This window comes from Micromonospora sp. WMMA1996, assembly GCF_002573675.1.
GTDB lineage: Bacteria > Actinomycetota > Actinomycetes > Mycobacteriales > Micromonosporaceae > Micromonospora > Micromonospora sediminicola.
Genome location: NZ_PDHU01000001.1, coordinates 2,821,746 through 2,848,186, shown reverse-complemented (window position 1 = coordinate 2,848,186; position 26,441 = coordinate 2,821,746). Strand labels below are relative to the sequence as shown.

The 26,441-nt window shown below is 74.7% G+C and carries 29 protein-coding genes; 15 read left to right on the top strand and 14 right to left on the bottom strand.

The genetic code is table 11. The features are described from left to right. Positions 1–3 precede the first annotated feature (3 nt). Positions 4–273 carry a DUF2795 domain-containing protein gene (locus tag COO58_RS12950; protein ID WP_091575486.1) on the bottom strand — a complete coding sequence of 90 codons (270 nt, stop codon included), beginning with the start codon at positions 271–273 and terminating at the stop codon, positions 4–6. A gap of 142 nt (positions 274–415) precedes the next feature. Between COO58_RS12950 and COO58_RS12945 the strand changes: the two genes are divergently transcribed. Then, complete coding sequence (locus COO58_RS12945) at positions 416–823, top strand: DUF2267 domain-containing protein (protein ID WP_091575483.1); 408 nt, start codon at positions 416–418, stop codon at positions 821–823. Between the two features lie 9 nt (positions 824–832). On the opposite strand, the gene COO58_RS12940 is transcribed toward COO58_RS12945, so the two are convergent. After that, complete coding sequence (locus tag COO58_RS12940; RefSeq protein WP_176558802.1) at positions 833–1,981, bottom strand: CaiB/BaiF CoA-transferase family protein; 1,149 nt, start codon at positions 1,979–1,981, stop codon at positions 833–835. A gap of 255 nt (positions 1,982–2,236) precedes the next feature. Here COO58_RS12940 and COO58_RS12935 point away from each other — a divergent pair, with 255 nt between their 5' ends. Genes COO58_RS12935 through COO58_RS12920 form a run of 4 tightly spaced genes read left to right on the top strand, consistent with a single transcriptional unit; the run spans position 2,237 to position 4,994 of the window. Further along, positions 2,237–3,283: a TerC/Alx family metal homeostasis membrane protein gene (locus tag COO58_RS12935; RefSeq protein WP_091575478.1), complete on the top strand. Its 1,047-nt coding sequence runs from the start codon at positions 2,237–2,239 to the stop codon at positions 3,281–3,283. A 40-nt stretch (positions 3,284–3,323) separates the two neighbouring features. After that, positions 3,324–3,923, top strand: coding sequence for a sulfite oxidase-like oxidoreductase (locus tag COO58_RS12930; RefSeq protein ID WP_091575475.1), 600 nt, complete (start codon positions 3,324–3,326; stop codon positions 3,921–3,923). 1 nt (position 3,924) lies between these two features. Further along, positions 3,925–4,683, top strand: coding sequence for a ferredoxin reductase (locus COO58_RS12925; protein ID WP_091575472.1), 759 nt, complete (start codon positions 3,925–3,927; stop codon positions 4,681–4,683). A gap of 17 nt (positions 4,684–4,700) precedes the next feature. Next, positions 4,701–4,994 (top strand): DUF6510 family protein, encoded by a 294-nt coding sequence (locus tag COO58_RS12920; protein ID WP_091575470.1) that lies wholly within the window; start codon positions 4,701–4,703, stop codon positions 4,992–4,994. A gap of 11 nt (positions 4,995–5,005) precedes the next feature. On the opposite strand, the gene COO58_RS12915 is transcribed toward COO58_RS12920, so the two are convergent. From COO58_RS12915 to COO58_RS12905, 3 genes are all read right to left on the bottom strand, one after another. Further along, entirely contained in the window at positions 5,006–6,703 is a 1,698-nt protein-coding gene (locus COO58_RS12915; RefSeq protein WP_098745103.1) for a glycosyltransferase family 2 protein, read from the bottom strand. 170 nt (positions 6,704–6,873) lie between these two features. Beyond that, positions 6,874–7,521: a C39 family peptidase gene (locus COO58_RS12910; protein ID WP_098745102.1), complete on the bottom strand. Its 648-nt coding sequence runs from the start codon at positions 7,519–7,521 to the stop codon at positions 6,874–6,876. 1,072 nt (positions 7,522–8,593) lie between these two features. Next, positions 8,594–9,853: an MFS transporter gene (locus tag COO58_RS12905; RefSeq protein ID WP_098745100.1), complete on the bottom strand. Its 1,260-nt coding sequence runs from the start codon at positions 9,851–9,853 to the stop codon at positions 8,594–8,596. A 324-nt stretch (positions 9,854–10,177) separates the two neighbouring features. Here COO58_RS12905 and COO58_RS12900 point away from each other — a divergent pair, with 324 nt between their 5' ends. After that, entirely contained in the window at positions 10,178–10,714 is a 537-nt protein-coding gene (locus tag COO58_RS12900) for a GNAT family N-acetyltransferase (protein ID WP_091575461.1), read from the top strand. 28 nt (positions 10,715–10,742) lie between these two features. On the opposite strand, the gene COO58_RS12895 is transcribed toward COO58_RS12900, so the two are convergent. Beyond that, entirely contained in the window at positions 10,743–12,185 is a 1,443-nt protein-coding gene (locus COO58_RS12895) for a M20/M25/M40 family metallo-hydrolase (RefSeq protein WP_098745099.1), read from the bottom strand. Positions 12,186–12,285: 100 nt separating this feature from the next. On the opposite strand from COO58_RS12895, the gene COO58_RS12890 reads away from it, so the two are divergent. After that, a complete protein-coding gene (locus COO58_RS12890) occupies positions 12,286–13,584 on the top strand; it encodes an NAD(P)/FAD-dependent oxidoreductase (protein ID WP_091575457.1) in 1,299 nt (432 codons plus the stop codon). A gap of 10 nt (positions 13,585–13,594) precedes the next feature. Here COO58_RS12890 and COO58_RS12885 read toward each other — a convergent pair whose 3' ends face one another. The 3 genes from COO58_RS12885 to COO58_RS12875 form a co-directional block, all read right to left on the bottom strand. Beyond that, on the bottom strand, positions 13,595–14,704 hold the full coding sequence (locus COO58_RS12885; protein ID WP_098745097.1) for an AI-2E family transporter: 1,110 nt from the start codon (positions 14,702–14,704) through the stop codon (positions 13,595–13,597). Between the two features lie 39 nt (positions 14,705–14,743). Further along, on the bottom strand, positions 14,744–15,529 hold the full coding sequence (locus COO58_RS12880) for a spermidine synthase (RefSeq protein ID WP_176558801.1): 786 nt from the start codon (positions 15,527–15,529) through the stop codon (positions 14,744–14,746). A gap of 98 nt (positions 15,530–15,627) precedes the next feature. Then, positions 15,628–16,599, bottom strand: coding sequence for a DUF2267 domain-containing protein (locus COO58_RS12875; protein WP_091575451.1), 972 nt, complete (start codon positions 16,597–16,599; stop codon positions 15,628–15,630). Positions 16,600–16,782: 183 nt separating this feature from the next. On the opposite strand from COO58_RS12875, the gene COO58_RS12870 reads away from it, so the two are divergent. Then, the gene (locus COO58_RS12870; RefSeq protein WP_091575449.1) at positions 16,783–17,094 is read left to right on the top strand and encodes a hypothetical protein; all 312 of its coding nucleotides are present in this window, start codon (positions 16,783–16,785) and stop codon (positions 17,092–17,094) included. A gap of 70 nt (positions 17,095–17,164) precedes the next feature. Here the strand turns inward: COO58_RS12870 and COO58_RS12865 are convergent, their stop codons facing one another. Further along, a complete protein-coding gene (locus tag COO58_RS12865) occupies positions 17,165–17,512 on the bottom strand; it encodes an STAS domain-containing protein (protein WP_091575446.1) in 348 nt (115 codons plus the stop codon). 43 nt (positions 17,513–17,555) lie between these two features. Beyond that, positions 17,556–17,900 carry an STAS domain-containing protein gene (locus tag COO58_RS12860; protein WP_098745096.1) on the bottom strand — a complete coding sequence of 115 codons (345 nt, stop codon included), beginning with the start codon at positions 17,898–17,900 and terminating at the stop codon, positions 17,556–17,558. Positions 17,901–18,160: 260 nt separating this feature from the next. On the opposite strand from COO58_RS12860, the gene COO58_RS12855 reads away from it, so the two are divergent. The 5 genes from COO58_RS12855 (at position 18,161) to COO58_RS12835 (ending at position 22,492) form a co-directional block, all read left to right on the top strand. Continuing rightward, positions 18,161–19,924 (top strand): PP2C family protein-serine/threonine phosphatase, encoded by a 1,764-nt coding sequence (locus tag COO58_RS12855; protein WP_091575441.1) that lies wholly within the window; start codon positions 18,161–18,163, stop codon positions 19,922–19,924. Continuing rightward, positions 19,921–20,970 (top strand): B12-binding domain-containing protein, encoded by a 1,050-nt coding sequence (locus COO58_RS12850; protein ID WP_091575438.1) that lies wholly within the window; start codon positions 19,921–19,923, stop codon positions 20,968–20,970. The genes COO58_RS12855 and COO58_RS12850 overlap by 4 nt, the downstream gene beginning before the upstream one ends. Positions 20,971–21,046: 76 nt before the next feature. After that, on the top strand, positions 21,047–21,394 hold the full coding sequence (locus tag COO58_RS12845; RefSeq protein ID WP_091575436.1) for an STAS domain-containing protein: 348 nt from the start codon (positions 21,047–21,049) through the stop codon (positions 21,392–21,394). 70 nt (positions 21,395–21,464) lie between these two features. Continuing rightward, positions 21,465–21,911: a response regulator gene (locus COO58_RS12840; protein ID WP_091575435.1), complete on the top strand. Its 447-nt coding sequence runs from the start codon at positions 21,465–21,467 to the stop codon at positions 21,909–21,911. Between the two features lie 116 nt (positions 21,912–22,027). After that, on the top strand, positions 22,028–22,492 hold the full coding sequence (locus COO58_RS12835; RefSeq protein WP_098745094.1) for an ATPase: 465 nt from the start codon (positions 22,028–22,030) through the stop codon (positions 22,490–22,492). 16 nt (positions 22,493–22,508) lie between these two features. On the opposite strand, the gene COO58_RS12830 is transcribed toward COO58_RS12835, so the two are convergent. Next, a complete protein-coding gene (locus tag COO58_RS12830; RefSeq protein WP_176558799.1) occupies positions 22,509–23,345 on the bottom strand; it encodes a hypothetical protein in 837 nt (278 codons plus the stop codon). Between the two features lie 329 nt (positions 23,346–23,674). Between COO58_RS12830 and COO58_RS12825 the strand changes: the two genes are divergently transcribed. Then, positions 23,675–24,625, top strand: coding sequence for an endonuclease/exonuclease/phosphatase family protein (locus COO58_RS12825; RefSeq protein ID WP_255292602.1), 951 nt, complete (start codon positions 23,675–23,677; stop codon positions 24,623–24,625). Between the two features lie 4 nt (positions 24,626–24,629). Here the strand turns inward: COO58_RS12825 and COO58_RS12820 are convergent, their stop codons facing one another. Together COO58_RS12820 and COO58_RS12815 are read right to left on the bottom strand one after the other, a co-directional pair. Beyond that, positions 24,630–25,058, bottom strand: coding sequence for an OsmC family protein (locus tag COO58_RS12820; protein ID WP_098745093.1), 429 nt, complete (start codon positions 25,056–25,058; stop codon positions 24,630–24,632). A 76-nt stretch (positions 25,059–25,134) separates the two neighbouring features. Next, a complete protein-coding gene (locus COO58_RS12815; protein ID WP_098745091.1) occupies positions 25,135–26,082 on the bottom strand; it encodes a serine/threonine-protein kinase in 948 nt (315 codons plus the stop codon). A 142-nt stretch (positions 26,083–26,224) separates the two neighbouring features. On the opposite strand from COO58_RS12815, the gene COO58_RS12810 reads away from it, so the two are divergent. Then, the gene (locus COO58_RS12810; RefSeq protein ID WP_245666451.1) at positions 26,225–26,440 is read left to right on the top strand and encodes a hypothetical protein; all 216 of its coding nucleotides are present in this window, start codon (positions 26,225–26,227) and stop codon (positions 26,438–26,440) included. Position 26,441 lies beyond the last annotated feature (1 nt).

Here is a 26,441-nt window from a genome sequence, read left to right as displayed (position 1 = left end):
CGGTCAGATGCCGCGCAGGTGCTGCGAGACCCGCGGGTGGCGGTCCCGGGCCTGCGCCGCGCGCTGCGACGGGCTCACCTCGGGAGCGGCGTCGATGCCGGCCGAGCGGGCCACCTCGGTGCCGTTGGCGTAGTCCACCGGAGGCAGCGCGCGCAGCGCCCGCAACACGTCCGGCGGCGCGCCCTCCCGTTCCGCCTCGCGGATGACGTCGTCCTTCCCGGCCGGGTAGTCCAGCGCGGACAGGTACTCCAGGACATCCGTGTAACTCGCCATCAGTCGGGCTCCTCGCGCCAGTAGTTGGGGTCACGACCGGGCGGCGGATACCCGCCGCGCGCCGGGTCACGCCCCCGACGACGCCTGTTTCCGCCGGGCCGGGACGGGTAGCCGCGGGGGCGCACCGAAGGGGGTACCACCGATGCACTACCTGACCTTCGTGGGCCGGGTCGCCCGGCTCACCGGCACCGCCGAGGACCGGGCGGCGACGTTGACCCGGGCCACCCTGGAGACGTTGGCCGAGCGGTTGACCGGCGGCGAGGTGCTGGACCTGGCCGCGCAGCTGCCCAAGCCGCTGTGGGGGCTGCTCAGCCCGCACCCGCGTACCGAGGCGGCCGAGCGGTTCGGCGCGGCCGAGTTCGTCGCCCGGGTGGCCCGCCGGGCCGACTGCGACGAGAACACCGCGCGCACCGCGGTGGGGGCTGTGTTCGCCACGCTGCGCGAGGCGATCAGCAGCGGCGAGTTCCAGGACGTGGTGGTGCAGCTGCCCCGGGACTACCGGGACATGGTGGAGCCGGCCCTCGCGCCGGCCGCCACCCGCCGGCGCTGAGCCGCCCGCTCAGCCGACCGTGCCGGCGGCGCGCAGCGCCGCGATCCGGTCGACGTCCAGGCCCGCCTCGGTGAGCACCTCGTCGGTGTGCTCGCCCGGTGCGGGCGGGGGCCGGCGGACCGACGTGGGCGTGCCCGAGAAACGCGGCGCGGGGGCCGGCTGGGTGACCCCGTCCGGCGCGACGAACACCTCGCGGGCCGCCAGGTGCGGGTGCCGCGGGGCCTCCGCCCAGTCGAGCACCGGCGCCACGCAGGCGTCCGTGCCGTCCAGCAGGGCCGCCCACTCGTCCCGGGTACGCGTGCGGAACAGCCGCGCCCACGCCGCGCGCAGCGCCGGCCAGTTCGCCGGGTCGTCGCGGTCCGGAGCGTCGTCGCCGTCGAGCGGGAACCCGGTGAGCCGCACCAGTTCGGCGTAGAACTGCGGCTCCAGCGCGCCCACCGCGACGTACCGGCCGTCGGCGCACTCGTAGGTGTCGTAGAAGGGTGCGCCGCCGTCGAGCAGGTTGACCCCGCGCGGGTCCTGCCAGAGGCCGAGCCCGCGCAGCGCGTGGATCTGGGTGGCGAGCACCGACACGCCGTCCACGATGGCCGCGTCGACCACCTGGCCGGGCGCGCCGCCGCGCACCGCGTACAGCGCCGCGACCATGCCGAGGGCCAGCATCATGCCGCCGCCGCCGAAGTCGCCGAGCAGGTTCATCGGCGGTACCGGCGGCTCGCCGGCCCGGCCCACGCCGTGCAGCGCGCCGGTCAGCGCCAGGTAGTCGATGTCGTGCCCGGCGGTGGAGGCGAGCGGACCGTCCTGGCCCCAGCCGGTCATCCGCCCGTAGACCAGGCGCGGGTTGGCGGCGAGGCAGTCCGTCGGGCCGAGGCCGAGCCGTTCGGTCACCCCGGGCCGGAAACCCTCGACCAGCGCGTCCGCCCCGGCGACCAGGGCACGCACCAGTTCCCGTCCGGCCGGCTGCTTCAGGTCCACGGCCAGGGAGCGGCGGTTGCGGTTGAGCAGGTCACCGGGGAAGGCCCCGAAGCCGCCCCCGCCGACCCGGTCCACCCGCACCACGTCGGCGCCGAGGTCGGCGAGCATCATCGCGGCGAACGGGCCCGGGCCGATGCCGGCCAGCTCGATCACCCGTACGCCGGTCAGCGGTCCCTGGTTGGTCACCCGCGTCACCCTAGGGGGCCGGGACCCGCGACGCCACGGCCGGCCGCCCGCACAGCGGTTGACCAGGGCAATCATCCGTGGCGTGACTTGGCGTCCGGCCCCGGGTTGGCCTAGCCTTGTCCCCACGAGGGGAGTACTTCCCACGAACCATTCCGGTCAGTACGGCGAACCCCCCGAGGGTGAGCCTCGGGTGGTTGCCCACGAAACCGTGGGTGAAGGAGACCTCGAACATGCCACGGTGTTCGAGGAGGCCCCATGTCCGAACTGTCATACCTGTCCGCCGCCGAGCTGTCGTCGGTCGGCACGCCCACGCTGTGGGCGGTGACGATCGCCGGCGTGCTCGCCCTGCTGGTGCTGGACTTCCTCGTCACCCGCAAGCCGCACGAGGTCTCCATCCGCGAGGCGCTCGGCTGGTCGGCCTTCTACATCGCCCTGCCGCTGGCCTTCGGCGCCTGGATCTGGTCGCGCTACGGCGGCCAGCAGGGCATCGAGTACCTCACCGGTTACCTGGTCGAGAAGTCGCTCTCGGTCGACAACCTCTTCGTCTTCATGCTGCTGCTGGCCGCGTTCGCGGTGCCGGCCGTGCTCGCCCAGCGGGTGCTGCTCTACGGCATCGCCGGCGCGCTCGTGCTGCGCGCCGTCTTCATCGCGCTGGGCGCCGCCGCCCTGCAGACGCTCGACTTCGCCTTCCTGCTCTTCGCCCTCATCCTGATCGCCACCGCGGTCAAGCTGCTGCGCGACGCCCTCTCCGGGCACGAGCAGGAGGTCGACATCAACAAGATGCGGTCGGTGAAGCTGCTGCGCAAGGTGATGCCCGTCGTCGACGACTACCACGGCACCCGGATGACGATCCGGCAGGGCGGCCGGCGGGCGCTCACCCCGTTCGCGCTGGTCGTGGTCGCGGTGCTCGCCACCGACGTGGTCTTCGCGGTCGACTCGGTGCCCGCCGTCTACGGCATCACCGAGGACCCGTACCTGGTCTTCGCCACCAACGCCTTCGCGCTGCTGGGCCTGCGGGCGCTCTACTTCGTGCTGCACGCCGCGCTGAGCCGGCTGGTGCACCTCAGCTACGGCCTGGCGGTCATCCTCGCCTTCATCGGGCTCAAGCTCGGCCTGCACTGGGCGCACGGCATCTGGAAGGGCGTCCCGGAGATCCCGACGCTCGCCTCGCTCGGCGTCATCATCGGTGTCCTTGTGGTCGTCACCATCACCAGCCTGCGGGCCACCCGGGACAGCGGCGACGGCGACCGCACCGTCGTGCACGAGGTGCAGGGCGGCGGCCCCGGCGGGCACTCCCGCTGAAGCACTGCCCCGGCACGGTCGGGAGTGGTACGACTGACGGGTGGGAATCGTCTCGCCGGGCTTCCAGGGCCGGCCCCGTTCGTCCGCACCCGACCTGCCGCCGGGGCAGTACCTCACCGAGGACTTCCCGGTGCTCTCCGCCGGCCCGACACCCCGGGTGAAGCTGGACACCTGGGAGTTCGTCCTGACCAGCGAAACCGGCGCGGAGTACCGCTGGTCGTGGGACGAGCTGATGGGCCTGCCGCAGGACACCCCGACCGTGGACCTGCACTGCGTCACCCGCTGGTCCAAGCTCGGCACCACCTGGCAGGGCGTCTCACTCGACACGCTGCTCGACGGCGTCGACACCGGCGCCCGCTACGCCCTGGCCCACTCCTACGGCGGCTACACCACCAACCTGCCGCTGGACGACCTGCGTGGCGGGCGGGCCTGGGTGGTGCACACCTACGACGGCGGCCCGCTGCCGGCCGAGCACGGCGGCCCGGCCCGGCTGCTCGTCCCGCACCTCTACCTGTGGAAGTCCGCCAAGTGGGTGCACGGGATCCGGCTGCTCGTCGACGACCGGCCGGGTTTCTGGGAGACCGCCGGCTACCACGACTACGGCGACCCGTGGCGCGAGCAGCGCTACCAGGGCGACTGAGGTGGCGGCCCCGGCCACCGGCCGTCGGGTCGCGCCGCTGACCTGGCGGGTGGCCCGACTGGTCGAGCGGCGGATCGAGACGCCGACCGCGCAGACGCTGGTGCTGGACGTGCCCGGCTGGCCGGGGCACCTGCCCGGCCAGCACGTCGACCTGCGCCTGACCGCTCCCGACGGCTACCAGGCTGCCCGCTCCTACTCGCTGGCCGGTCCGGCCGAGGGGGAGCGGATCGAGGTGACCGTGCAGCGGGTGCCCGACGGCGAGGTGTCGCCCTACCTGGTGGACACCTACGCCGAGGGCGACCCGGTGGAGGTGCGCGGACCGGTCGGCGGCTGGTTCGTCTGGCGCACCGACGAGACCGCGCCGGTGCTGCTGGTGGGCGGTGGTTCCGGGGTGGTGCCGCTGATGGCCATGGTCCGGGCGCGCCGGGCCGCGGGCAGCCGGGTCCCGTTCCGGTTGATCTACTCGGTGCGCACCCCCGACGACGTGATCTACGCCGACGAGCTGCGCCGCCGGGCCCGCGACGACCAGGGCCTGGACGTCGCGTACGTCTACACCAGGCAGGCGCCCGACGGCTGGCGGGGCGAACCGCACCGGATCGGCCTGGCCGACGTGAACAGCCACGGCTGGCCGCCCGACCTGGAGCCGCTCTGCTACGTCTGCGGCCCCACCGGCTTCGTCGAGACCGTGGCCGACCTGCTGGTGGGGCTGGGCCACCCGACCCGGCGGGTCCGGACCGAGCGCTTCGGCCCGACCGGCTGACGATCCGAGGAGAGCGCATGACCGACATGTCCTACCTGGACGGCAACATGCTCGACGGGCCGCTGCGCGAACTCTTCGCGGTCGACCTGAGCAGCACCACCGGGCGGTGCGACACCTGCGGGACGACCGGCCCGATGGCCGGCCTGCACGTCTACTCGCACGCGCCGGGCCTGATCGGCCGGTGCCCCACCTGCACCGGCGTGATGGTGCGGCTGGTCCGCGCGCCGGAGCGGGCCTGGCTGGACCTGCGCGGCAGCACCTACCTCCAGGTCCCGATGCCGCTCGACCAGGGTTTCCGACCCGCCCGCTGAGCCCGCCCGGCTCAGGAGGTGACGGTCACCCGGCCGACCTGCGCCGGCCCCGGCTCGGCGTGGTTGCCGCTGCGCTCGACCGCCGTGCCGGCGCGGGGCGCGGCCCGCACCGTCGTGCGGGCCGGCATCGCCGGGCCGGTCGGGCGCCGTTGCCACCGCCGACGCAGCCGACCGACCACCTGCCCCACGGTCACCGGTACCACCGACAGGACGAGCTGGCCGGTGCGCGGGTCGACGGTCGCGGCCACCCCGTACAGCCGGGCGCCGTGGCGCAGCACCCGGGGACGGCCGGCGGCGAGTCGGGGCGCGCGTACCGGCGCGGACCCACGGCCGTGACCGCCGTCCACCTCGGTCCGCACCGGGTGGCGCTGGCCGCTGGCCGCGCCGACCGCGAGGAGCCGGTCGACCGGGAAGTCGGTGCGCACGGTCCGACCGCTCGGGTCGGTCGCGTCCAGCCGGGTGGCGCCGGCGACCGGCCCGGCGGCCAGCCGGACCGGCCCGGCCGCCGTCGCGAAACCGGGGTACGGGCTGCGCGCGGTCACCGCCAGGGTGTGCCCGTCGACCCAGCTCACCTCGACCGTGTCCAGCCGGGCCAGCCAGTCCGCGCGCACGTCGGTGACGTCGGTCCAGGCCGCCGGCGCGCCCGGGTAGCCGGCGTGCCAGCGGCCCCCGGCCACCACCGTCTCCGGTACGCCCCGGGCGGCGTCCTGCTCGATGACGGCCAGCAGGTCGTCCACCCCGCCGGCGGTGACCGCCCCCAGGCGCAGTCGCGCCTCGATGTTCAGCCGGGCCCGCACTCCGTCGGTGACGTGCCGCTCGACCAGCCGGCGGACGCTCGCGTGCACCCGCTCCTGGTCGGCCCGGTCCAGCCGGCGGAAGTCGTCGCCGACCAGGTTGGCCAGCTCCAGCCCGGCGTGGCGGCGCAGCACCGCGTCCCGGCGCGGGCCGGCGGGGATCAGGTCGGCGACGAACGCGAACAACCGCTCGACGCTGACCAGACGCTGCTCCACCCGGCTGTGGTAGGTGATGTTGCGGGCGTCCAGCCGGCGCACCGCGTGGTAGTAGTCGTAGTCGGCCAGCACCGAGATCCGTCGGGCGTGGTAGCAGGCGGCCAACGTGAACGGCTGGTCGCTGAGGACCGGCATGTCCTCCGGAAAGCGGAGCCCGAGCCGGTCGACGAGGTCGCGGCGGAACAGCTTGGTGTTCGCCAGCGACCACGGCAGCTCCGAGTCGAACAGGCTCACGTCGACCGCGTTGCCGTCGGCGAACACGTCGGAGAAGACGTGCCGCCCGTTGACCCCGACCACCTTGCCGAGCACCACGTCGGAGCCGTACCGGTCGGCGGCGGCGACCAGCCGTTCCAGCGCCTCCGGTCCGAGCCGGTCGTCGGAGCCGAGAAAGAAGACGTACCGGCCGGTGGCCAGGTCCAGGCCGCGGTTGCAGGGGGCGGCCGGACCACCGGAGTTGGCCTGGTGGACCACCCGTACGACGCCGGGGTGCCGTGCGGCGAACCGGTCCAGCAGCCGCCCGCTGCCGTCGGTGGACCCGTCGTCCACCGCCACGATCTCCATCCGCTCCGGCCCGATGGTCTGCCGCAGCAGCGAGTCGAGGCAGGTACGCAGGTAGCGCAGGGTGTTGTAGACCGGCACGACGACGCTCACGTCGGGGCGGGTCGTCGGTGGGCGGTCGGTCGCCGACTCGGCTGCCACTGCTGCTCCTTCGCGGGGTCGGCCGGGTGGTGCGGCGCGACCCAGCGTGGTGGAGCGACCCGTCCGGGTGACGACACCGACATGACGGCGAGGTGACCGACAGGCAGCCGTTGGATACGCGAAAGGGCCCGACCCCGTGGTGGGGTCGGGCCCTTTGCCGTGTTGGTGGGTCAGCTGGTGCTGTAGCCGCGGGTGGCGATCCAGTCGGCGAGGTTGTCGATGCTCATCCGGTAGGAGGCCATGTTGGGGTCGGCGCTGTCGGCGATGGTGACGGTGTTGCCGTTGTCGCGGTAGCCGATGACGCTGATGTAGTGGCCGCCTTCGAAGGAGTGGGTGGTGTTGTCGGTGTCGGTGGCGGTGCCGGCGATGTTGGCCACGACGGCGCGGCCGTCGTCGACGGTGCGGATGATGTCGGCGCGCAGGGTGTCGGTCTGCTTGTTGTCGGCCTTACCGCTCTTGATTTCGACGGAGCGGTAGGGCTTGCCGGTTTCCTTGTTCAGGACGGGGGTGATGTCGTTGATGCTGTTGGTGCCGGCTTCGGTGGTGCCCATTTCGCGGGCCATGGCGTGGACGTCGATGTTCTTGCCCAGGACGCTGATGGCGTTGCGGGTGGCGGCGGGGCCGCAGTAGTAGAAGTTGGGCTGGGCTTCGTAGCGCACGTCGAGTTCCCGCTCACCGTGGCCCTTGCGGTCGGCGACCACGGTGGTGGTGTCGGTGGGGGCGGCGTGGGCGGCGATCGCGGGGCCGGCGATGCCACCGGCGGTCGCGGCGATACCAGCAGCGGTCAGCACGGTCTTACGCAGCAGAGTGGTAGCCATGATGATGCCTCCCAAAGGGGGGGTGGGGGCACGGCACGGGGGTGCCGTGTGAAAGGGGGGAAGTCTGAAAGTCCGGCAGCCCGACAGGGCGTGCACGGGGCCTGCGCGGCGGCCAGCGGGGGGGGCCTGCACGGGCGGCTCAGGGGGATGTAACCACCGGCGGGGGGCCGGTCATTCCGACCGGGGCCTGGCCTGCCGACGCGATGGTCGGGGCGGCGCGCGGTCTACCCGGTACAACGCCGCACCCCCGGCACCGATTCCACGCTCACGGTGGCGCCGACCACCGCCAAACCCGGCACACGGGTTCATGGCACGCAGCCACTGTGCGTGGCGGCCCGCCGAACCGGACATCAGGGCGGTTATCTCCGACCACCTCCGCGTCGACGTCGGCTCTGGTCGACGGTCCCGAGATCTTGGAAGGTAGCGGCCTCCATCGGGGCCGTTTCCTTCCAAGATCTCGAGGCGTCCCGGGCGGTGATCCTGAGGCGAGCAGCCAACACCCCACACGGCGCAGTTGGCATCCGGCCGGCGGGCACCACCGACGGGGGACGTCTGGTGACCCCGCACGGGCCGGGCCGTGCCCTGTCACGGTGCCTATCGAGCTGATGCCGTCAGTGACTCACGCTCTCGTCGGGGGCGGGCACCGACGCCCGGAAGCGACCTCACGCTCTCGGTCGGGGGCGGGCACCGACGCCCGGAAGCGACCTCACGCTCTCGGTCGGGGGCGGGCACCGACGCCCCGAAGCGACTCACGCTCTGGTTGCGGGCGGGTCCCGGCCCTCCGAGTCGTTTCTGATATCAGCTCGAAAGGCGTTGCGGAGGCGAGTGCTGCGGGAACGCGGGCTGTGTCCGGTCCGTCCTGGGGTGCGGTGCGGTGGCAGGCGGCGTGCTGGTCGGCCATGCGGGGTGCTGATCGGCCCTGCGGCGTGCAGCCATGGGCGTCCTGCGCGGGATGCGACGCGTACCTACCGACGGGGCTGCGGGCGGCGACACCGCGCAGGAGGACCGCGCCGCGCCGAGGCGGCGGCATCGGGGAGGCCCGGACGCCACCACCTCGGCGCACCGGAGTGGGTCAGGACGGCGGACCGCCCGGACCGGGCGGAGCGGCGGCTGCCGCGTCCGCGAGTCGGGGCCACGCCCACGCGGTGAGCCCGGCCAGCAGGGCCGCCGCCAGCCAGAGCGGCGTCAGGACGCTCCCGGTGGCCGTGGCGAGCAGACCGCCGGCGACGGTGCCGAGCGCCGCGCCACCCAGGTCCGCGAGGGCGTAGGCGCCGTTGACCCGGCCCCGCAGCCGATCCGGCACCAGCCGCTGGCGGAGCGACACCACCAGGACGCCCCACACCATGGCGTGTGCGCCCCAGACGGCCAGGGCCGCCCCGGCGACCAGTGGCTCCCGGGTGGTGCCCAGCACGACCTGGAGTCCGACCTCGACCAGCAGCCCCGCCCGCAGCAGGGCGGGCGTGCCGAACCGGGAGCGCAGCCGGGTCGTCAGCGCGCTGCCGGCCAGTCCACCGACCGCCGAGGCGGTCAGCAGCAGCCCGTACCCGATCTCGTCGAGGCCGAGCCGGTCGCGGGCGTAGAGCACGAACGCGGCGAACGCCGCGCAGAAGGCCACGTTCATCACCGCGATGCACGCGGCCAGCGTGCGCAGCACCGGTGTCGCCCACAGCGACCGCAGTCCCTCCCCGATCTCCGCCCGCAGCGACCGGCGGGTCGCCGCCGGGAGCGCCGGTTGCGCCGGGCCGAGCGGGCGCCGGGGGAGCATGGCCAGCAGGAGCGCCGCCAACCCGAAGGTGGCCGCGTCGACGCCGAACGGCAGGGCCGCGGCGCCCACGAACAGGTACGCCCCGAGCGGCTTGGCCAGGAACTGGTTGCCGACGACGAAGGTGGCGGAGAGCCGGCTGTTCGCCTGTTCCAGCCGCTCGGGCGGCACGACCGACGGCAGCAACGCGCCGGCGGCGGTGTCCACGAGCGTCTCCCCGACGCCGGTGAGGAAGAAGGCCAGGCAGATCAGCGGCACCGTGGCAGTGCCGGTGAGCACCGCCGCGGCCAGCGCGCCCAGGATCGCGGCCCGACCGGCGTTCACCACGGCGATCAGCCGGCGCCGTTCGAGGCGGTCCACGACGGCGCCGCTGACCAGCGCGAACAGCAACCAGGGCAGTTGTGGGGCGAGCGCCGCGGCGGCGACGGCGGCGGGGTCGGGGGCGATCGAGGCGACCAGCAGCGGCGCGGCCACCAGGGTGATCCCGTCGCCCAGGTTGGAGACCGCCGAGGCGGCCCAGAGCAGGTGGAAGTCGCGGCCGAGTCGGCCGGCCGGCACGGTGCCGGTCATGCCGGCCGTCGGGCAGGGTTACGTGGCCCGGGCGCGGTGAGGCGCCCGGACGGGTGGTCCGGAAACACGGGGAACTCCCTCGGAAGCGATGTGGTGGCGTGCGGGCACGCCGGGGCGGGAGACCCGCGCGTGGCGGGTCACCTGTCGCTTCGCGCTGAGGGTGGCGGGGTCAGGACACCGCGCGACCCGGGGGCGAAGCGGGAACCAGCACCGTGCCGAGTGGAGCAGTCCTCATGATCGACCTCCCGTCGTCGCGGACCACGGTAGGGGAATCCGAGGCGCCCGGCGACCCCGCCCGAGGCGAGGGCGAGCCGGTGGCCGAGAGTGGGCACCGTGAGATACCTGCGCAGCGACGGGCGCGTCGCGATCCGCCGTCCCCGCCCCGGTGACGAGACGGAGTTCGTCGCCGCCGCCCGGCGCAGCCAGGACCTGCACCACCCGTGGCTGTCGGCGCCGGACGACGCCGAGCGGTACGCGGCGTACCTGCGCAAGATCAGGGGGCGGGGCAGCGACGGGTTCCTGTTCTGCGACCGGGCCACCGGGGAGATCGCCGGGTACGCGACCATCAGCGGCATCGTGCTCGGCGCGCTGCGCGGCGGCTACCTCGGCTACGCCGCCTTCCGCCCGTACGCGGGCACCGGCCACGCCACGGCCGGGGTGCGGCTGGTGATCGCCCACGCGTTCGGCCCGCTCGGACTGCACCGGCTGGAGGCCAACATCCAACCCGGCAACGAGCCGTCGAAGCGGCTGGCCCGCCGGCTGGGCTTCCGGCTGGAGGGCTTCTCCCCGGACTACCTGTTCATCGACGGTGCCTGGCGGGACCACGAACGCTGGGCGATCACCGCCCCGGCGCCGGACTGAGCCACCCGGCGCCGGCGGCGGCACGGGGTCAGCTGCCCGGCTTCGGGAACGCCACCGGGCTGCGGTGGCCGGCCCGGTCGACCGCCCGCACACCGAAGAACACGTTGTCCTTGGACAGGTCCACCGTCACCTCGGTGACGTCGCCGACCGGCAGCACCCTCTGCCACTCGGCGGCGGTGGTCTCCCGCCACACCACCTCGTAGCCGGCCAGGTCCGGCTCCGGTCCGCGCTGCCAGCGCAGCGTGGTGTCGTTGGTCAGGTTCGTGGTCACCACGACCACGCCCTTCGGCGTGCCCGGCGCCTGGGCCAGCGACCACAGCGTCGCGGCGTTCACCCGGGCCACCCGGGTGATGTAGTCGAAGTCGCAGAACTCGGGCAGGTCGCCGTACTGCACGCCGTCGACCACCCGGACGTCCTGGTGCTGGTGGGCGAAGTCCTCGGCGGGCTCGGTGAACCGGCCGGCCGGCCAACCCTCGCGCAGGAACGAGATGTGGTCGCTGCCGCGCAGGTAGCGGTCCCGCCGGTAGACCACCCGGATCCCCATCCCGGTGGCGGCGTTGTCCGCCACGTCGCTGACGAACCGGGCCAGCTGCCGCGACGGGGAGTCGTTCTCGCCGCCGACGGACTGCCGCACGCTCGCCTCGGCCGGGGTCTCGGCGGTCGGCACACCCTCGGCGAAGAGCCGCACCGTACGCGGGTCGCGGGTGCCGTCGTCGGCGGTGCTGCTGCCCACGATGTCGTTGCTGAACATGCCCTGCACGTCCACGCCCGCCGCCTTCAGCCGGCCGGCCAGGTACGCCGAGCCGTACAGTCCCTGCTCCTCGCCGGCCACGGCGGCCAGCACGATGGTGGCCTCGCTGCGCCGGCTGGCCAGCACCCGGGCCAGCTCCATGACCACGGCCACGCCGGAGGCGTCGTCGTCGGCGCCCGGCGCGTCGCTGACCGCGTCCATCACATCCGTGGCACGGGAGTCGTAGTGACCGGTGATCACGTACACCCGCTCCGGCGTGACGTCGCCGCGCAGCGTCGCCACCACGTTGGTGATCGTGGTCGCGGTCGGGATCCGGGACGCCGGTTCCTGCACGTAGGACTGGAGTTCGACGGTCATCCGGCCGCCGGAGGCGGCGGCGTACCCGGACAGTTGGGCGTGGATCCAGTCGCGGGCGGCGCCGATGCCGCGTACCGGATCGGTCTGGCTGGAGAGGGTGTGCCGGGTGCCGAACGCGGCGAGCCGGCGGACGGTGGCCTCGATCCGGTGCCTGTCGATCTCGCGCAGCAGCGCGGTCAGCTCGCGGTCCGGGCGCTGCGGCCGGGTCGGACGGCCCGGGCCGGGCGGCGCCCCGGCGGCGGCCGCCGGGGCGGCGGTGAGCGGGGTGGCGACGGCGGCGGCGGTGGCCGCGGCGGAGGCGGTGAGGAAGGTACGCCGGCTCGACCTCGTGGGTCGACCCCCGGCGGTCTGGTGGTTTCCCATCAGGGCATCCTCGCGCCGATCACGACAATTGTCCATATCGTTGTTCGTGGATGGATCATCGCCACGTTTGTCGCAGGTCTGCCCGGGAACGGCAGCAGACATGACGAAACCACGTGTGGTGATCGTGGGGGCCGGGTTCGCCGGGTACCACGCGGCCAAGACGTTGCGCCGACTGGCCCGCGACCGGGCCGAGATCGTCCTGCTGAACACGACCGACTACTTCCTCTACCTGCCGCTGCTGCCCGAGGTCGCGGCCGGCGTGGTCGAGCCGACCCGGATCTCCGTGCCGCTGGCCGGCACGCTCGACGGCGTCCGGGTGGTGGTCGGCGAGGCCGACCGGGTGGACCTGCAGAACCGCTGGGTCGGCTACCGCTCCGCCGAGGGCGACCACGGCCAGCTCGCGTACGACCGGCTGATCCTCTCCGTGGGCAGCGTCAACAAGCTGCTGCCCATCCCCGGGGTCACCGAGTACGCGCACGGCTTCCGCGGCCTGCCCGAGGCGCTCTACCTGCACGACCACGTGGTCCGGCAGGTCGAGCTGGCCGAGCTGACCGACGACCCGGCCGAGCAGCGCGCCCGCACCACGTTCGTCGTGGTCGGCGCCGGCTACACCGGCACCGAGGTCGCCGCGCACGGACAGCTGTTCACCGACCGGCTGCTGGCCCAGCGCCCGCACCTGAAGGTCCGCCCGCGCTGGATGCTGCTGGACGTCGCCCCCCGCGTGCTGCCCGAGCTGGACCGGCGAATGTCCGTCACCGCCGACCGGGTGCTGCGCAAGCGCGGCGTGGACGTGCGGATGGGCACCTCGGTCGCCGAGGCCACCCCCGACGGGGTGATGCTCACCGACGGCGAGTACGTCCCGACCTGCAGCCTCATCTGGTGCGTCGGCGTACGCCCCGACCCGTTCGTGGCCGAGCTGGGCCTGCGTACCGAGAAGGGCCGGCTGGTGGTCGACGAGTACCTCAACGTCCCCGGCTACCCGGAGGTGTTCGCCTGCGGCGACGCCGCCGCCGTGCCCGACCCGACCCGGCCCGGGCAGGTGTGCGCGATGACCGCGCAGCACGCCCAGCGGCAGGGCAAGCTGGCCGCGCACAACATCGCCGCCTCGTACGGGCAGGGCGCCCGCAAGTCCTACAAGCACCACGACCTGGGCTGGGTGGTGGACCTGGGCGGCAAGGACGCGGCCGCGAACCCGCTGCACGTGCCGCTGTCCGGGCTGCCGGCCAAGGCGGTCACCCGCGGCTACCACCTGCTGGCCATGCCGGGCAACCGTCCCCGGGTCGCCGCGGACTGGGCGCTCGACGCGACGCTGCCCCGGCCCGCCGTGCAGCTCGGCCTGGTGCCGGCCAACGCGGTGCCGCTGGAGAGCGAGTCGCCCGAACTGGTCCGGCGGCGCTGACCGCCCCGCCTCACCCACCGGCCGGCGGCCGGTCCCGCGTACCGGGACCCGGTGCGCCGGCCGGGCCGTCCCCGGCGGCCGGCACGGGCAGTGCCTGCCGTCCGGCCGGAACGAACTCCCGCAGCAGCACCTGGACGACACCGGCCGCCGGAATCGCCAGCAGCGCCCCGACCAGACCGGCCAGCTCGGCGGCGAGCAGGAGGCTGACCAGCACGGTCAACGGGTTCAGCCGGACCGCGCGGGCCATGATGACCGGTTGCAGCAGGTGGTTCTCCACCTGCTGGTAGACCACGAAGAACACCAGCACGACCACGCCGGCGGTGGGGGAGTGCAGGAACCCCGCGCCGGCCGCGACGATCGCGCCCAGCGTCGCACCGACCAGCGGGATCAGGTCGACCACGGCGACCACCAGGGCGATCACCGCGGCGAACGGCACGCCGAGGAGGAAGAGCACGACGAAGGTCAGACCCCCGCAGATCACGCTGATCAACAGGTTGCCGCTCAGGTAGCCGGTGACGATCCGGGACGTGTCGCGGCCGATGCGGCGCAACCGCTCCGCCGCTCCGTCGCCGACCAGGCGCAGCGTCGCCGCCACGATCTTCGGGGCCTCCAGCACCATCAGGTACGCCAGCACCACGACCGTGACCACGGCGGCGACGGCCTGGGCGACGCCCCGGACCAGGCCGACGGTCGGCTCGCCGAGCCGGTCGCCGTAGCGGCGCAGCTGCTCCGGTTCGGCGTACCGGAGCAGGTGGAGACGCTCCAGCAGCCGGCCGACCGGCCCCCGCCCGGCCTGGGCCTCGCGCACCAGGTCCGGCGCCCGGTCGGCGAACCGGCCCACCTCGTCCACCAGCGGCACCACGATCAGCGTGCCCAGCGCGGCGAGCAGCACGAACGTGGCCAGGAACACGAGCAGCGTGGCCACGGCCCGGCGGCGCACCCGGCGTTGGAGTCGATCCACCAGCGGCTTGAGCGCGACCGCGAGGAACGCCGCGACCAGCCCCCAGACGAGCACCCGACGGGTCGCCCAGACCAGTCCCAGCCCGACCACGGTGGCGAGCACCAGGCCGATCACGATCAGCGTCCGGCGGGCGGTGGAGCGGTCGTCGGCGGCGCTCATCCGGCGCGGCTACCCGCCGTGCCGGTGCGAAAACCCCGCTCAGCGCGGGTGGGCGTCGGTGACCGGCAGCGCGCCGTCGGCGAACGCGTCCAGCGCCGCCCCGTGCAGCATCGTCCCCGGCACCGGGTCGCCGGCGACCCGGGCGGCGAGGCGGCGCACCGGCAGCCGGTCCGGGCGCAGCGCGCCGGCCAGCACCACGTTGCCGTAGCGGCGGCCCCGCAGCATCCGCCGGTCGGTGAGCAGGCACACGTCGGCGAAGACCGCGCGCAGCGTGGCCACCTGCGCCCGGGTGTGCGCCAGCGGCGGCAGGTCGGTCAGGTTCACCAGGTAGAGGCCGTCCGGGCGGAGCACCCGGGCCACCTCGGCGACGAACTCGACGGCCGCCACGTGCGGCGGCATGACCGCGGCCCGGTAGACGTCGGCCACCACCACGTCGTACGCCCCGGCGGGCGCGTCGCCGACCGCGTCCCGGGCGTCGCCGAGCGCGACGACCACCTCCGGTGGCACCCGGGGCAGCTTCCGGCGGACCAGGTCGACCACGCCGGGATCGCGCTCGACCACCCGCTGCGGCGAGCCCGGGCGGGTGGCGGCCAGCCAGCGCGGCAGCGTGAGCGCGCCGCCGCCCAGGTGCAGGACGCGAAGCGGCTGACCGGACGGTGCGGCCAGGTCGATCACGGCGGCGATCCGCCGCACGTACTCGAAGTGCAGGTGCCGCGCGTCCGCCACATCCACGTAGGACTGCTCGACCCCGTCGGCGAGCAGCGTACGGCCGGTGGGCCGGGCCGGGTCCACGACGATCTCCAGGGTCTCGGCCTCGCGTTCCACGGCGGGACACGGTACCGGGCGGCGGCCCGGCCCGGGCGGACGGGTGCCCAGCGGGGCCCCCGCCGCCACCGGTGGTGGCGGGGGCCCCTCCTCGCACCTCAGCCGGCGGCCATCCCGGCGCCGGCCTCGTCGACCGCGTCGTCGACCCGGTGGGCCAGGTCCACGTCCGCGGCCGTGACGCCGTCGACCTGCTGGGTCCGGACCGTGAGCACGGCGCTGTCCGGGTCGGGCCGGCCGATCTGCGGACCACGCCCGACCTCGACCTTGAGCTGGTCCAGCCGGTCGAGGACCCGGTCCAGGTTGCCACCGGGCAACTCGATCGTGCGGACCAGGGACCGCTGGTCGCTGGACCAGTAGGGCAGCGAGGCGAGCGCGTCCCGCAGCTCCGGCTCGGTCAGCGGGGCGGTGGCGGACGACGCCCCCACCAGGCCGCCGCCGTAGTCGGCCGGCGCGAGCAGGTCACGCAACCCGTCCGGTACGCGCAGCGACTCGACCAGCTCGGCATCGGCGTCGCAGATCGCGGCCAGGGTCGCCTCCGCCTGGTACCGCGCCTGCTCCGGGGTGAGCCGGCTGCGCCGCCCCACCTCGGCCAGAAAGCCCGGCAGGTCCTGGCGCCGCTCGATGCCGTCCACCGGCACCACGTCGTGCAGCTTCACCGGCACCGCCGCGAGCAACCGCTCCCGTTCGGCCTCGCCGAGCGCCCACGCCAGCGCGAGCACGGTGGCCTCGGCGGCGATCTTCGCCTCGGTGAAGTCCACCCCGGCCCGGCGGCTCACGTCGTCGACGAGATCCCGGTACCCGAGCGACGGCGCTCGTGGCGGCTGCGGGTCCGGCAGCGGGCGGGGACGTTCCGCCACCCCGACCGGCGGCGGCGCGGGTCCGCCGCGCGTGCTGTCCGGCTTGTGCCGGCCGGCCGGCGGCGGGCCGGACCGCTCGTGCTGGTCCAGCGAGGTGACCTGCTTGGACGCGCTCAGGCTGGCGCCGGTCTGGCTCGCGCTGCGGCCCTGTTCCCGGGCCTGCCGGGCCAGGGCCCGACGGCGCTGGTTGTCGCCCTCCATCTGCTTGCGCATCGTCGCACCTCGTTCCTGGTCGGTTGCGCTTGCGCCGGTGGCCTTCCCGGCGCTGCCGGGAAGCTAACGGGCGCCGACCGCCGGGCCGCTTCACTCGCTGCGGGTGAGGAGCGCTCACCCGGTGCTGCCGCACGATCGCTGTGGACCGGACAACTTCCGACGCACGCGGAAGGGCAGGTCGTCATGAAGCGGATCGTGGAGATCGTCCCCGCTCGTCCCGGCTGGTACGCCCGCTGGCGGATCGGCCCGGACCTGACCCGGTGCTACCCGGTGACCCTCTGGGCCCTGCTGGAGAGCAACGACGGCAGTGGCCGCGAGGTGGTCGGCGTCGACTGCGTCGGGCAGTGGCCCGGCGCGGACGACGACGAGGCCGGGGACTTCGTCCGTTACCTGTTCCAGACGCCCGATTCCGGTGCGCCGGAGGACGTCGAGCCCCCGGTCATGGGGGAGTCACGCGAGAGCGGGCCGCGCCTGCAGGCCACGCCCGCCGCCTGAGCCATCCTCCCGGCCCCCGGCCCCTGGTCCCAGGGTCGGGGGCCACCCCTCCCCGCCGGACCGGTCGCGCTCAGCCCGCCTCGCGGGCGTCGCGGATCACCGCGCGGGGCGGAGCGGCCAGCAGCTCGGCCAGGCCGGTGCGGTCCAGCAGCTGCCGGACCTGTGGGTTCACGTGGAGCAGGCGGACCGCGCCGGTGCCGGCTCGGTGGATCACCACCAGCGCGCTCAGGCCGGAGGAGTCGCACAGCACCACGCCGGCGAAGTCGAGCTCCAGCTCCTGGTGGCCGTCGCGGCGCAGCTCGGCGGCGGCCTCGACGAGCTCGGGCGCGGTGTCGAAGTCCAGCTCGCCGGCGAGCCGCAGCCGGGCGGTCCCGGCGTCGAGCCGGTCCACCTCGATGGTCAACAGCTGAGCGGGCACGGCTCCATGTTCCCAGTTCGGGGTGGGCGGGAAACCCGCGGGGTCACGCCGAGGCGGTCGAGCCGGACGCCGACTGCCCCGGACGGCCGTCGGCCGGCGGGCGTTGCAGCAGGCCGGTGACCCCGGTCATGTCGAGGATCGTCGCCAGGAAGCGGGGGACCGCGCGCAGTTCGATGGTGGTGCCCGCGTGCTGCCCCTCGCGCCAGGCGTGCACGATCACGGAGAGGCCGGTGCTGTCCAGGAAGAGCAGGTCGCCGAAGTCCAGCACGAGGGCCCGGGGACGCTCGGCGAGCAGCCGGTCGACCTCGGCCCGCAGCGGTGCCGCGCTGGCGTACGCCAGGTCACCGCCGACGCGGACGACCGGGACGGACGGGTCGGAACGGTCCACGGAGATGCTCAGCGGTGTCGCCTCGGGCTTTCTCCGGTGAGGAACCACATCACGCCTTTCCGCAGGCTGCCGGTCGGGCAGAAACATTCGGATCGTAACAACCCCGCAACCGGCCCGCTCGGCGCCGCGTCCGCCCGGCCGGGGCCACGGCGTCAGGTGGCGGTTCCGGCATACCGGCGTAGGGTGGGGCGAGGAGATTTGACCACAGGGACCCGTTTCCGTGTCCCGCGGGTGTCGACGAGGAGAGTGGGGCTCAGCTGGTGACTGCTGCCGACGTCAGGGGTTCCGACCCGGGCGACGGACGGATCTCCACGTCGAGTGCCGCACGGCCCCCGGCGTGGTCCGCCGCCGCTCCGGACACGGCCGCCCTGCCGCCGCTGTCGCCCGACCGTGGCCTCACCGTCCCGGACTGGTCCGAGGTGGTGGAACACTTCCGCGAGGGCCTCGTCGTCTGTGCCGCCGACGGGGTGGTCCGGCACGTCAGCCCGGTCGCGGAGCGCCTCGTCCCGGAGGTCGTGCCCGGCGAGGTGCTGGCCGCCACCGGCGTGGCGGCGCTGGGTGGCGACGTCCCCGCCGAGATCACCCACCATGGGCGTCGGCTGCGACTGCGTCCCGTCGCGCTCTCCCACGCCCGGCGTTGCTGGTACGTCGAGGACGTCACCGAGAGCGTCAGCCGGGCCGACGCGTTGCTCGCCGAGCGGGCCCGTTCGTCGTTCCTCGCCGTGGTCGGCGAGAAGCTCGGCAACCCGCTGCACCCCGACCGCGCCGCGGCCGCCGTGGTGCGACTGGCCGTGCCGACGCTGGCCGACGCGGCGGTGCTGGTGCTGGCGCCCCGGTCCGGTCGGGCCCGCTGGTGGCGAGCGGCGCGCGTCGACGAGGAAGCCACCCCCGCGGTGGACAGCGGCGTGCTGCCGGCGCCGGCCCTGCCCGCGGCGATCGAGGCCGGTCTCGCCGGCACCGAGCCGCACGCGCTGGACTGGCTGGTCGAGCAGGCCGCCGAGGCGGGTTGGCTGCCCGGCCTCGACGTGCCCGGCGCCAGTGCGCGGGTGGTGCCCCTGCCGGGTCGGGAGGCTCCGGCCGGTGTCCTGCTGGTGGCCCGCCGGGCCAGCCGCTGGTACGACGACGCCGACGTCGACCTGGTGCGCGCGTTCGCGGCCCGGGCCGGCGCGGCGCTGACCACGGCCATGCTCTACCGCGACCAGGCCGAGGTCGCCGACACGTTGCAGGCCAGCCTGCTGCCGGTCGAGCCGGCGGCGGCCGCCGGCGTGCAGTGGGGCACCGCCTACCGGCCGGCGCAGGCCGGTCTGCGCATCGGCGGGGACTTCTACGGCTCGCACCGGCTGGCCGACGGCGGCTCGGTCTTCTTCCTCGGCGACGTGTCCGGCAAGGGGGTGGAGGCGGCGGTGTTCACCGGCCAGCTCCGCCAGTGCCTGCAGGCGTTGCACCGGGTCGAGACGCAGCCGGGTCGATTGCTGAAGCTGCTCAACGACGCGTTGTTGGAGACCACCCAGGCCCACGGGCAGGGCCGTTTCGCCACCATGGTGCTCGGTGTGGCCCGCCCGCACCGCGACGGCGGCCTGACCCTGACGTTGGCCGGCGGCGGGCACCTGCCGCCGCTGGTGCTGCGGGAGTCCGGCGAGGTCGAGGTGGTGCCGTTGAGCGGCATGCTGATCGGCGTGGTGCCGGACCCGCGGATCGGCGAGGTCACCGTGCACCTGGCGCCCGGCGAGACCTGCCTGCTCTACAGCGACGGGGTGACCGAGGCGCGGGGCGGGCGACGCGGCGACGACCAGTTCGGCGCCGAGCGGCTGGTCCACGCGGTGACCGGATGCCACCGGATGCCCGCGCCGGCGCTGGCCGAGCGGGTCGAGCAGGTGACCTGCGACTGGCTGGCCCACGGCGATCACGACGACATCGCGGTGCTCGCGCTGCGGGCGACCGGTCCGACCGGCCGCGCGTCCCGCCACCTGCACTCGGTGCCGGGTCCGACCGAAGCCGACCGAGCGAGGGAGCCCTCCGCGTGACCGCAACGACCGCCGCCGACCCGGCGCAGGCCTTTCCCGGCTATCTGGAGTGCCTGGCCGAGGCCGACGAGCAGGCCGCCGTGGCGGTGGCCCGGGGCCTGCTCGAGGCGGGTGTGCCGGCCGAGCGGGTGCTGCTCGATCTGGTGGCCCCGGCCCAGGCCGAGGTGGGGGAGCGCTGGGCGCGCAACGAGTGGAGCGTCGCCCAGGAGCACGCCGCCACCCACATCAGCGAGCGGGTGGTGGCCGCGGTGGCCGCGTACGCCGATCCCCGCCCGACCCGCGGCCGGATCGTGATGGCCTGCATGGACGGTGAGTGGCACGCGCTGCCGGCCCGGTTGGTGGCCGAGGTGCTGCGGTTGCGCGGCTGGCAGGTGGTGTTCCTCGGGGCCAGCGTGCCGGCCGCACATCTGGTCTCCTACCTGCACCGCTACGACGCCGAGGCGGTGGCTCTGGCCTGCGCGCTGCCGATGCGGCTGCCGCACGCCCACCGGATGATCGAGGCGTGCCGTCGCGCCGACGTGCCGGTGGTGGTGGGCGGTCGCGGCTTCGGCGCGGACGGTCGCTGGGCCCGGTCGCTCGGCGTGGCCTGGGCGCCGGACGCCCCGGCCGCCGCCGACCTGGTCGCCGACGACCGGGCGCTGCGGGCGGTGCCGGCCGCACGGCTGGACCACCTCGCCGACGACGAGTACGCCAGCCTGGTCAAGCGGCGCGGTGAGCTGATCGACAGCGCCCTGGCCGACCTGCGGGAGCGGGTACCGGCGGTGGCCGACTACACGCCGGCGCAGCTCGACTCCACCGTCGGGGACCTCGGTTACATCGTCGACTTCCTGGCCGCCGCGCTCTACGTCGACGACGGCACCCTGTTCGGCGAGTTCGTCGAGTGGCTGGTGACGATCCTGGTCAGCCGGGGCGTGCCCGCCGCCGCCGTGGGTCTCACCCTGGACCACTATGGACACGAGCTGCGCGACTTCCCCCGGGCGGCCGGCTTCCTGGAGCGGGGGCGCGCCCTGGTCGGCGGGCTCTCGACCACGGGCGCGGGGCGCTGATCGGCGCGCGGCCGCGTCACCCGTATACTTGCTGCACTGCAAGGGTTCGCCTGCGGTAGGAGCGAGAGGGGCCACGGTGACGTTCACCGTCACGTACGCCCAGCGGGACGAGGGCGGCACTCGCCTCCGGCTCGCCGGTGAGCTCGACCTGAGCACGGCCCCGGAGCTGAACACCGCGATCGACCGGTTGGTCGCCGAGGGCCGTCGTGAACTGCTGGTGGACCTCAGCGAGCTGACGTTCTGCGACTCGACCGGCATCGCCGCCTTCGTCCGGGGGGACAACCTCGTCGCCGCCGACGGCGGCTGGCTGCGCCTCACCGGGGCCTCCGGCCGGGTGGCCCGGGTGCTCCAGGTGACCGGCGTGGCCGAGGTGCTGCGCCACGACCTCGAGCCCGCCGACCCGACGGCGTCGGCCGGCTCCTGATCGGATAGATTTCCCCGCCAGCGGCCGGCCCCGCGGTCGGCCCCCTCCCCGAGACGAAGCAGGTAGCGCCATGGGTCAGCCCCGCCCGAATCCCGTCCGCATCCTGGTGGTCGACGACGACCCGGGCGACGTCCTGATGATCGAGGAGGCGCTGGAGGAGTCCGACGTCGAGAAGGTCATCGACGTGGTCGCGGACGGTCAGGAGGCGATGGAGTTCCTCCGGTGCGAGGGCCGCCACGTCGAGGCGCAGCGGCCGGACGTCATCCTGCTCGACCTGAACATGCCCCGGATGGACGGGCGGCAGGTGCTCGGCGAGGTCAAGCGGGACGAGAACCTGCGGACCATCCCGATCGTGGTGCTGACCACCTCCAACGCCGACACCGACGTGGTCAGCAGCTACACCCTCCAGGCCAACGCGTACGTGACGAAGCCGATCGACCTGGACGACTTCAACGACGTGGTGCGCCGGATCGACGAGTTCTTCGGCCGGGTGGTCGTGCTCCCCAAGCACCAGTAGCGGCCGCGAAGTCCGGGCGTCCGGATGCTGAACATTTTCCGCGAACCGCCTCCGGGCTCGCCCGCGGCGCAGGATCGTGCAGGTGGGACGCACGGCGGCTGCCCGGGGGGCGACAGATGAGGTTCTCGGTGGTGGAGAGCGGCTACGACCAACGCCAGGTGGACGCCTGCCTGGACGAGCTGGCCCTGCGGCTGGGGCGACTGGCGGCCCGCACGGAGGGTGTCGCCGGGGTCGGCCGGGAGTGGGACCAGATCCGGCTGGACGCGCTGCACCTCGGTGAGTTCCTCCGGCGGCGGACCGTGCCCGACGGCGCGGCGACGCCCGGCCCGACCGCCGTCGAGCGGGAGGCCGCCGACCTGCTGGCCCGCGCCCGCGCCGAGCTGGAGGACGCCCGCCAGGAGGCCCGCCGGGTGCGGGAGGAGGCGTACGCCGAGGCCGTGCGGGCGCGCCGCGAGTTCGAGGCCGCGCTGCTGGCCCGCCGCCGCCGTGCGGCGCGGATCGAGGAGATCCTCACCGGTGACCGGGTCCCCGCCGACACCCCCACCGCCGCCGCCGGCGTGCCCGGGCGGTCCCCCGCCTGACGCCGGGTGTCGACGCTCAGACCAGCGCCGCCACCACCGTGGCGGCCCGCTGCTCGTGCTTGGCGTACGCGTCGGGGAAGGCGGAGACCTGCACGGCCTGGGCCGCGGCGGTCACGCTCATCTCCTCCCAGCCGGGGACCTCGGCCAGGGCGGTGAAGAAGGCCCGGGCGGCGTACGCGGGTCGCATGATCTCGGCGACGGTGCCCCAGCCGCTGCTCGGCCGCTGCTGGAACAGCCCGATCGAGTCGTGGTCGGAGCCGCTGCCCTGGTGGGGGTAGTCGAAGGACTCGGGCAGCACGTCGCTGGCCAGGTTGTAGAGGTCGCTCTCCTGCATCGCGGTGGCCACCGCCACCACCAGCGCGCGGCGGGGCAGCCTCATCTCCCGCCCGACGTCCACGATCGCCTTCGCGTTGTCCATCTGTCGCTGGTCCAGCCCGGCGACCGGGCGGGGGTGCTTGGGGCGGACCACCTTCTTCGGGGCCTTCTTCCGCGTCGGCGTCGGGCTGGGCGAGGCGGAGGGCGCCGGCGGCACGGGTGCGGCGACCGGCGGTACGGCGCGGGTGAAGTCACGGGAGGCCCGCTGCTCGGTGGCGGCCCGGTCGGCGAGCGCCTCGCGTACCTCCACGTGGGGCCGGCCGGTCTCGCCGACGCCGGCCACGCCGATCAGCCCGAGGCAGCAGGTCACGCCGGTGGCCACCGCGATCCGGCCGGGCACGGACCGGGTCGGGGCGCGCCGGGCCGGCTCGGGGGCGCGGTGCCGCCCCACCCGCCGTTCGGCTGATGCCGGGTCGATCGTTCGGCGAACCGGGCGCGGCGCGGGCAGCTGTTGATGATCGGGGTGGTCGGGGTGCACCCGCCGAGGCTAGAAAGCTTCGGGTCGCTTGCCATCGGGCCGGTTGGTGGCATGCGCCACAATTTGCCATGATCCGCCCCGGCATTGCCGTCGGACGATCATGAAAGGTCCAGACCTCGTGTCTCCGAAAGATCGCTCATGTCGGTTTCGCAGGTAAGAATCGGGCGCACGGCCCTTCGCCCCACCCCAGACGCGGCCGTCCACCGTTCGGCCCACGGCGGGCCGGTCACCCGGCCCCGGCTGAACGCCGATCCACCGAGGCCGGACCGCGCCGACGAGTACCGCGATCGGCCGCCCCGCCCACGCGGGCGCTCGATACGATCCGGACGGTGACGGAGCAGATGGTCGACGCGCGGGCCGCGGGCGAGCCCGCCGGCAGTCGGGGCCGGCGAGGACTCGTCCTCGTGGCCTGCGCCGTGCTGCTCGCGCTGCTCCTCGTGGGGCACCGCGCCGTACCCAATGTCAACGGCCTGGGCAGCCTGGTCGACAGCGCCACCCCGCTGCTCGGCCTCGGCGTACCCCTGCTCGCGCTCGCGGCGCTGCTGCGCCGCTCCCGCCGGGCGCTGATCGCGGTCCTTCTGCCGGCGGTGGTCTGGGCCGGGCTCTACGGGCGGGCGTGGCTGCCCCCGACGGCCGGGGCCGACGGTGCGGCGGTGCGGGTGGCCAGCCAGAACCTGCGCGCCGGCAACCCCGACCCGGCGGCCACCGCCGGCGCGCTGGCCGGTGCGGCGCCGGACCTGATCGGCCTGCAGGAGGTCGCCGACGGCGAGCGGGTGGCCGCGGCCCTGGCCGACCGGTACCCGCACCGCGCGGCCGTGTCCACGGTGGCGCTGTGGAGCCGCTGGCCGATCCGGGAGGCCCACGGCGTGGACACCGGGCTGGGCTGGGACCGGGCGTTGCGCGCCGTGGTGGCCGCCCCGCAGGGAGACCTCGCGGTGTACGTCGTCCACCTGGGCTCGGCCCGGGCCGGGCACACCGCCACCCGCGACGAGACGGTCGCCGCGCTGGCCGCCACCGTCCGCGCCGACCCGGCCGACCGGCTGGTCGTGCTCGGCGACCTGAACACCGCCACCACCGACCGGGTCTTCGACCCGCTGACCCGGTTGCTCGGCGACGCGCAGGCCGAGGCCGGGCAGGGTTTCGGTTTCACCTGGCCGGCGGAGCTGCCGATGACCCGCCCGGACCACGTCCTCTACCGTGGGCTCACCCCGACCACGGCCGGGGTGGTACGCACCCCGGACAGCGACCACCGCGCCGTGACCGCCGGCTTCCGCTGGTGACCGGTCAGTGCCGGCCGTTCTCCGCCGGCGTGACCGTGAGCCGGTGCCGGCTCGGGTCGCCACTGGAGAACGGCCAGAGCCGATCGGCGTGCGCGACCAGGTCGGCCAGCTGCTCCCGGGTCAGCCCCGCCGAGGAGATCTCGGCGTGCACGTCGGCCCGGTAGCGCCCGTCGTCGTCCCGGCCCAGCTTCGCCTCAGCGGTCACCTGCACGGTGTGCGCCTCGTCGGTGATCTCACCCGCCGCCTCCACCGCGGCGTGGTGCAGGCAGGAGGCGAACGCGGCGGCCAGGAGCTGTTCCGGCGTCAGGCCGGTGCAGTGCGGCGCCAGCGGGGACGCCAGGGCGGAGGAGAGACCGCCGTCGTCGGTGCGTACGTGACCGCCCGCCGCGGTCGCCGTGGCCGTCTCGGCCAGCCAGGAACTCGGATCCGGCATCGCGTTCCTCCCGTCACTCATCGGCCCGGGTTCCCGGCCCCCGACCGGCGAAACCGGGCCCGTGCCGGCAGTACGCTCAGCCCACCCGGCCACTCGTGGCCGCGTCGACGGCCATCGCCTCGGTCGCCTCGGCGGCCGCCCGGCTGTTCCACGGCGACACCTGCGCGGCACGCTGCCTCGGCAGCGTCACGGTCATCGGCACGTAGACCCGGGCGTCCACCGCCTCGGCCAGCAGCAGGGCGGCCATCGCGCTGGTCGGCCGGGCGGCCGGGTCCGCGTCGAGGCAGCTGCGGCACAGCTCCGCCACCTCCGGCGGCAGGCCCGGGATCTCCGGCAGCGGCTGCGGTGGCCGTCGCCGCCGCGAGCCGAGCAGCTGCGTGGTGCTTCCGGCGTCGTAGGGCAGCCGACCGGTCAGGCAGTAGTAGAGCAGCACGCCCAGCGCGTACATGTCGGCGGCCGGGGTGGCCGGCTGCCGGTCGAGCTGCTCCGGAGCCAGGTACGCCGGGGTGCCCACGACGACCCCCTCCGGGGTGTGGTCGGGCGCGCCGGCCGGGGTGGCGATGCCGAAGTCGAGCACCTTCACCCCGAACGGGGTGAGGATCACGTTCGCCGGCTTCACGTCGCGGTGCACGATGCCGTGCCCGTGCGCGGCGGCGAGCGCCGCGCACACCTCGGCGCAGACCCGCACCGCGATCCGCCAGTCCAACGGGCCGTTGCGCAGGTGGGCGGCGAGCGTCTCGCCCTCGGCCAGCTCCATCACGATGTACGGCACCGGCCGCCCGTCCGGCAGCTCGGCGGTGCCGAAGTCGTGCACGCTGGCGACGTTCGGATGCACCAGCCGCGCCGCCGAGCGGGCCTCGGACCGGATCCGCTGCACCGCGCCGACGTCCCCGTCCAGGCCGGGCGAGATCAGCTTCACCGCGACGGTCCGATCGAGCACACGATCGTGTGCCCGCCAGACCTCCGACATGCCACCCAGGCCGGCCCGCTGTTCGAGCTCGTACCGCCCGCCCAGCGTCCTCATCGACCACTCCCTGCCTCGTCCGGTCCCCTCCGGTCCCGCTACCCGGGCCCCGACCTGTGCAAACCGCCGGGGGTTCCGGTCCGACCGGGGTAGCTTCGCGGCGAGGGTGTCGACAGCGGAACGGAGAGTGACGGTGGCTTCGGTGCGCGTACGGTTCGTCGGCGGCCCGGCCGACGACCTGGTCCGGGACCTGCCCGCGGAGCCGGACGGCACGCCGCCGCCCCGGTGGATCCTGCGCCACCCGGACCGACCGGCCGACGGCGTGGCCGACCATCTCTACGAGCGCGGCAACCGGGCCGGCCCGGAGGGCTGGACGATGCGCTACGTGCGCACCGACCCGTTCGGCGCGACCGAGTGAC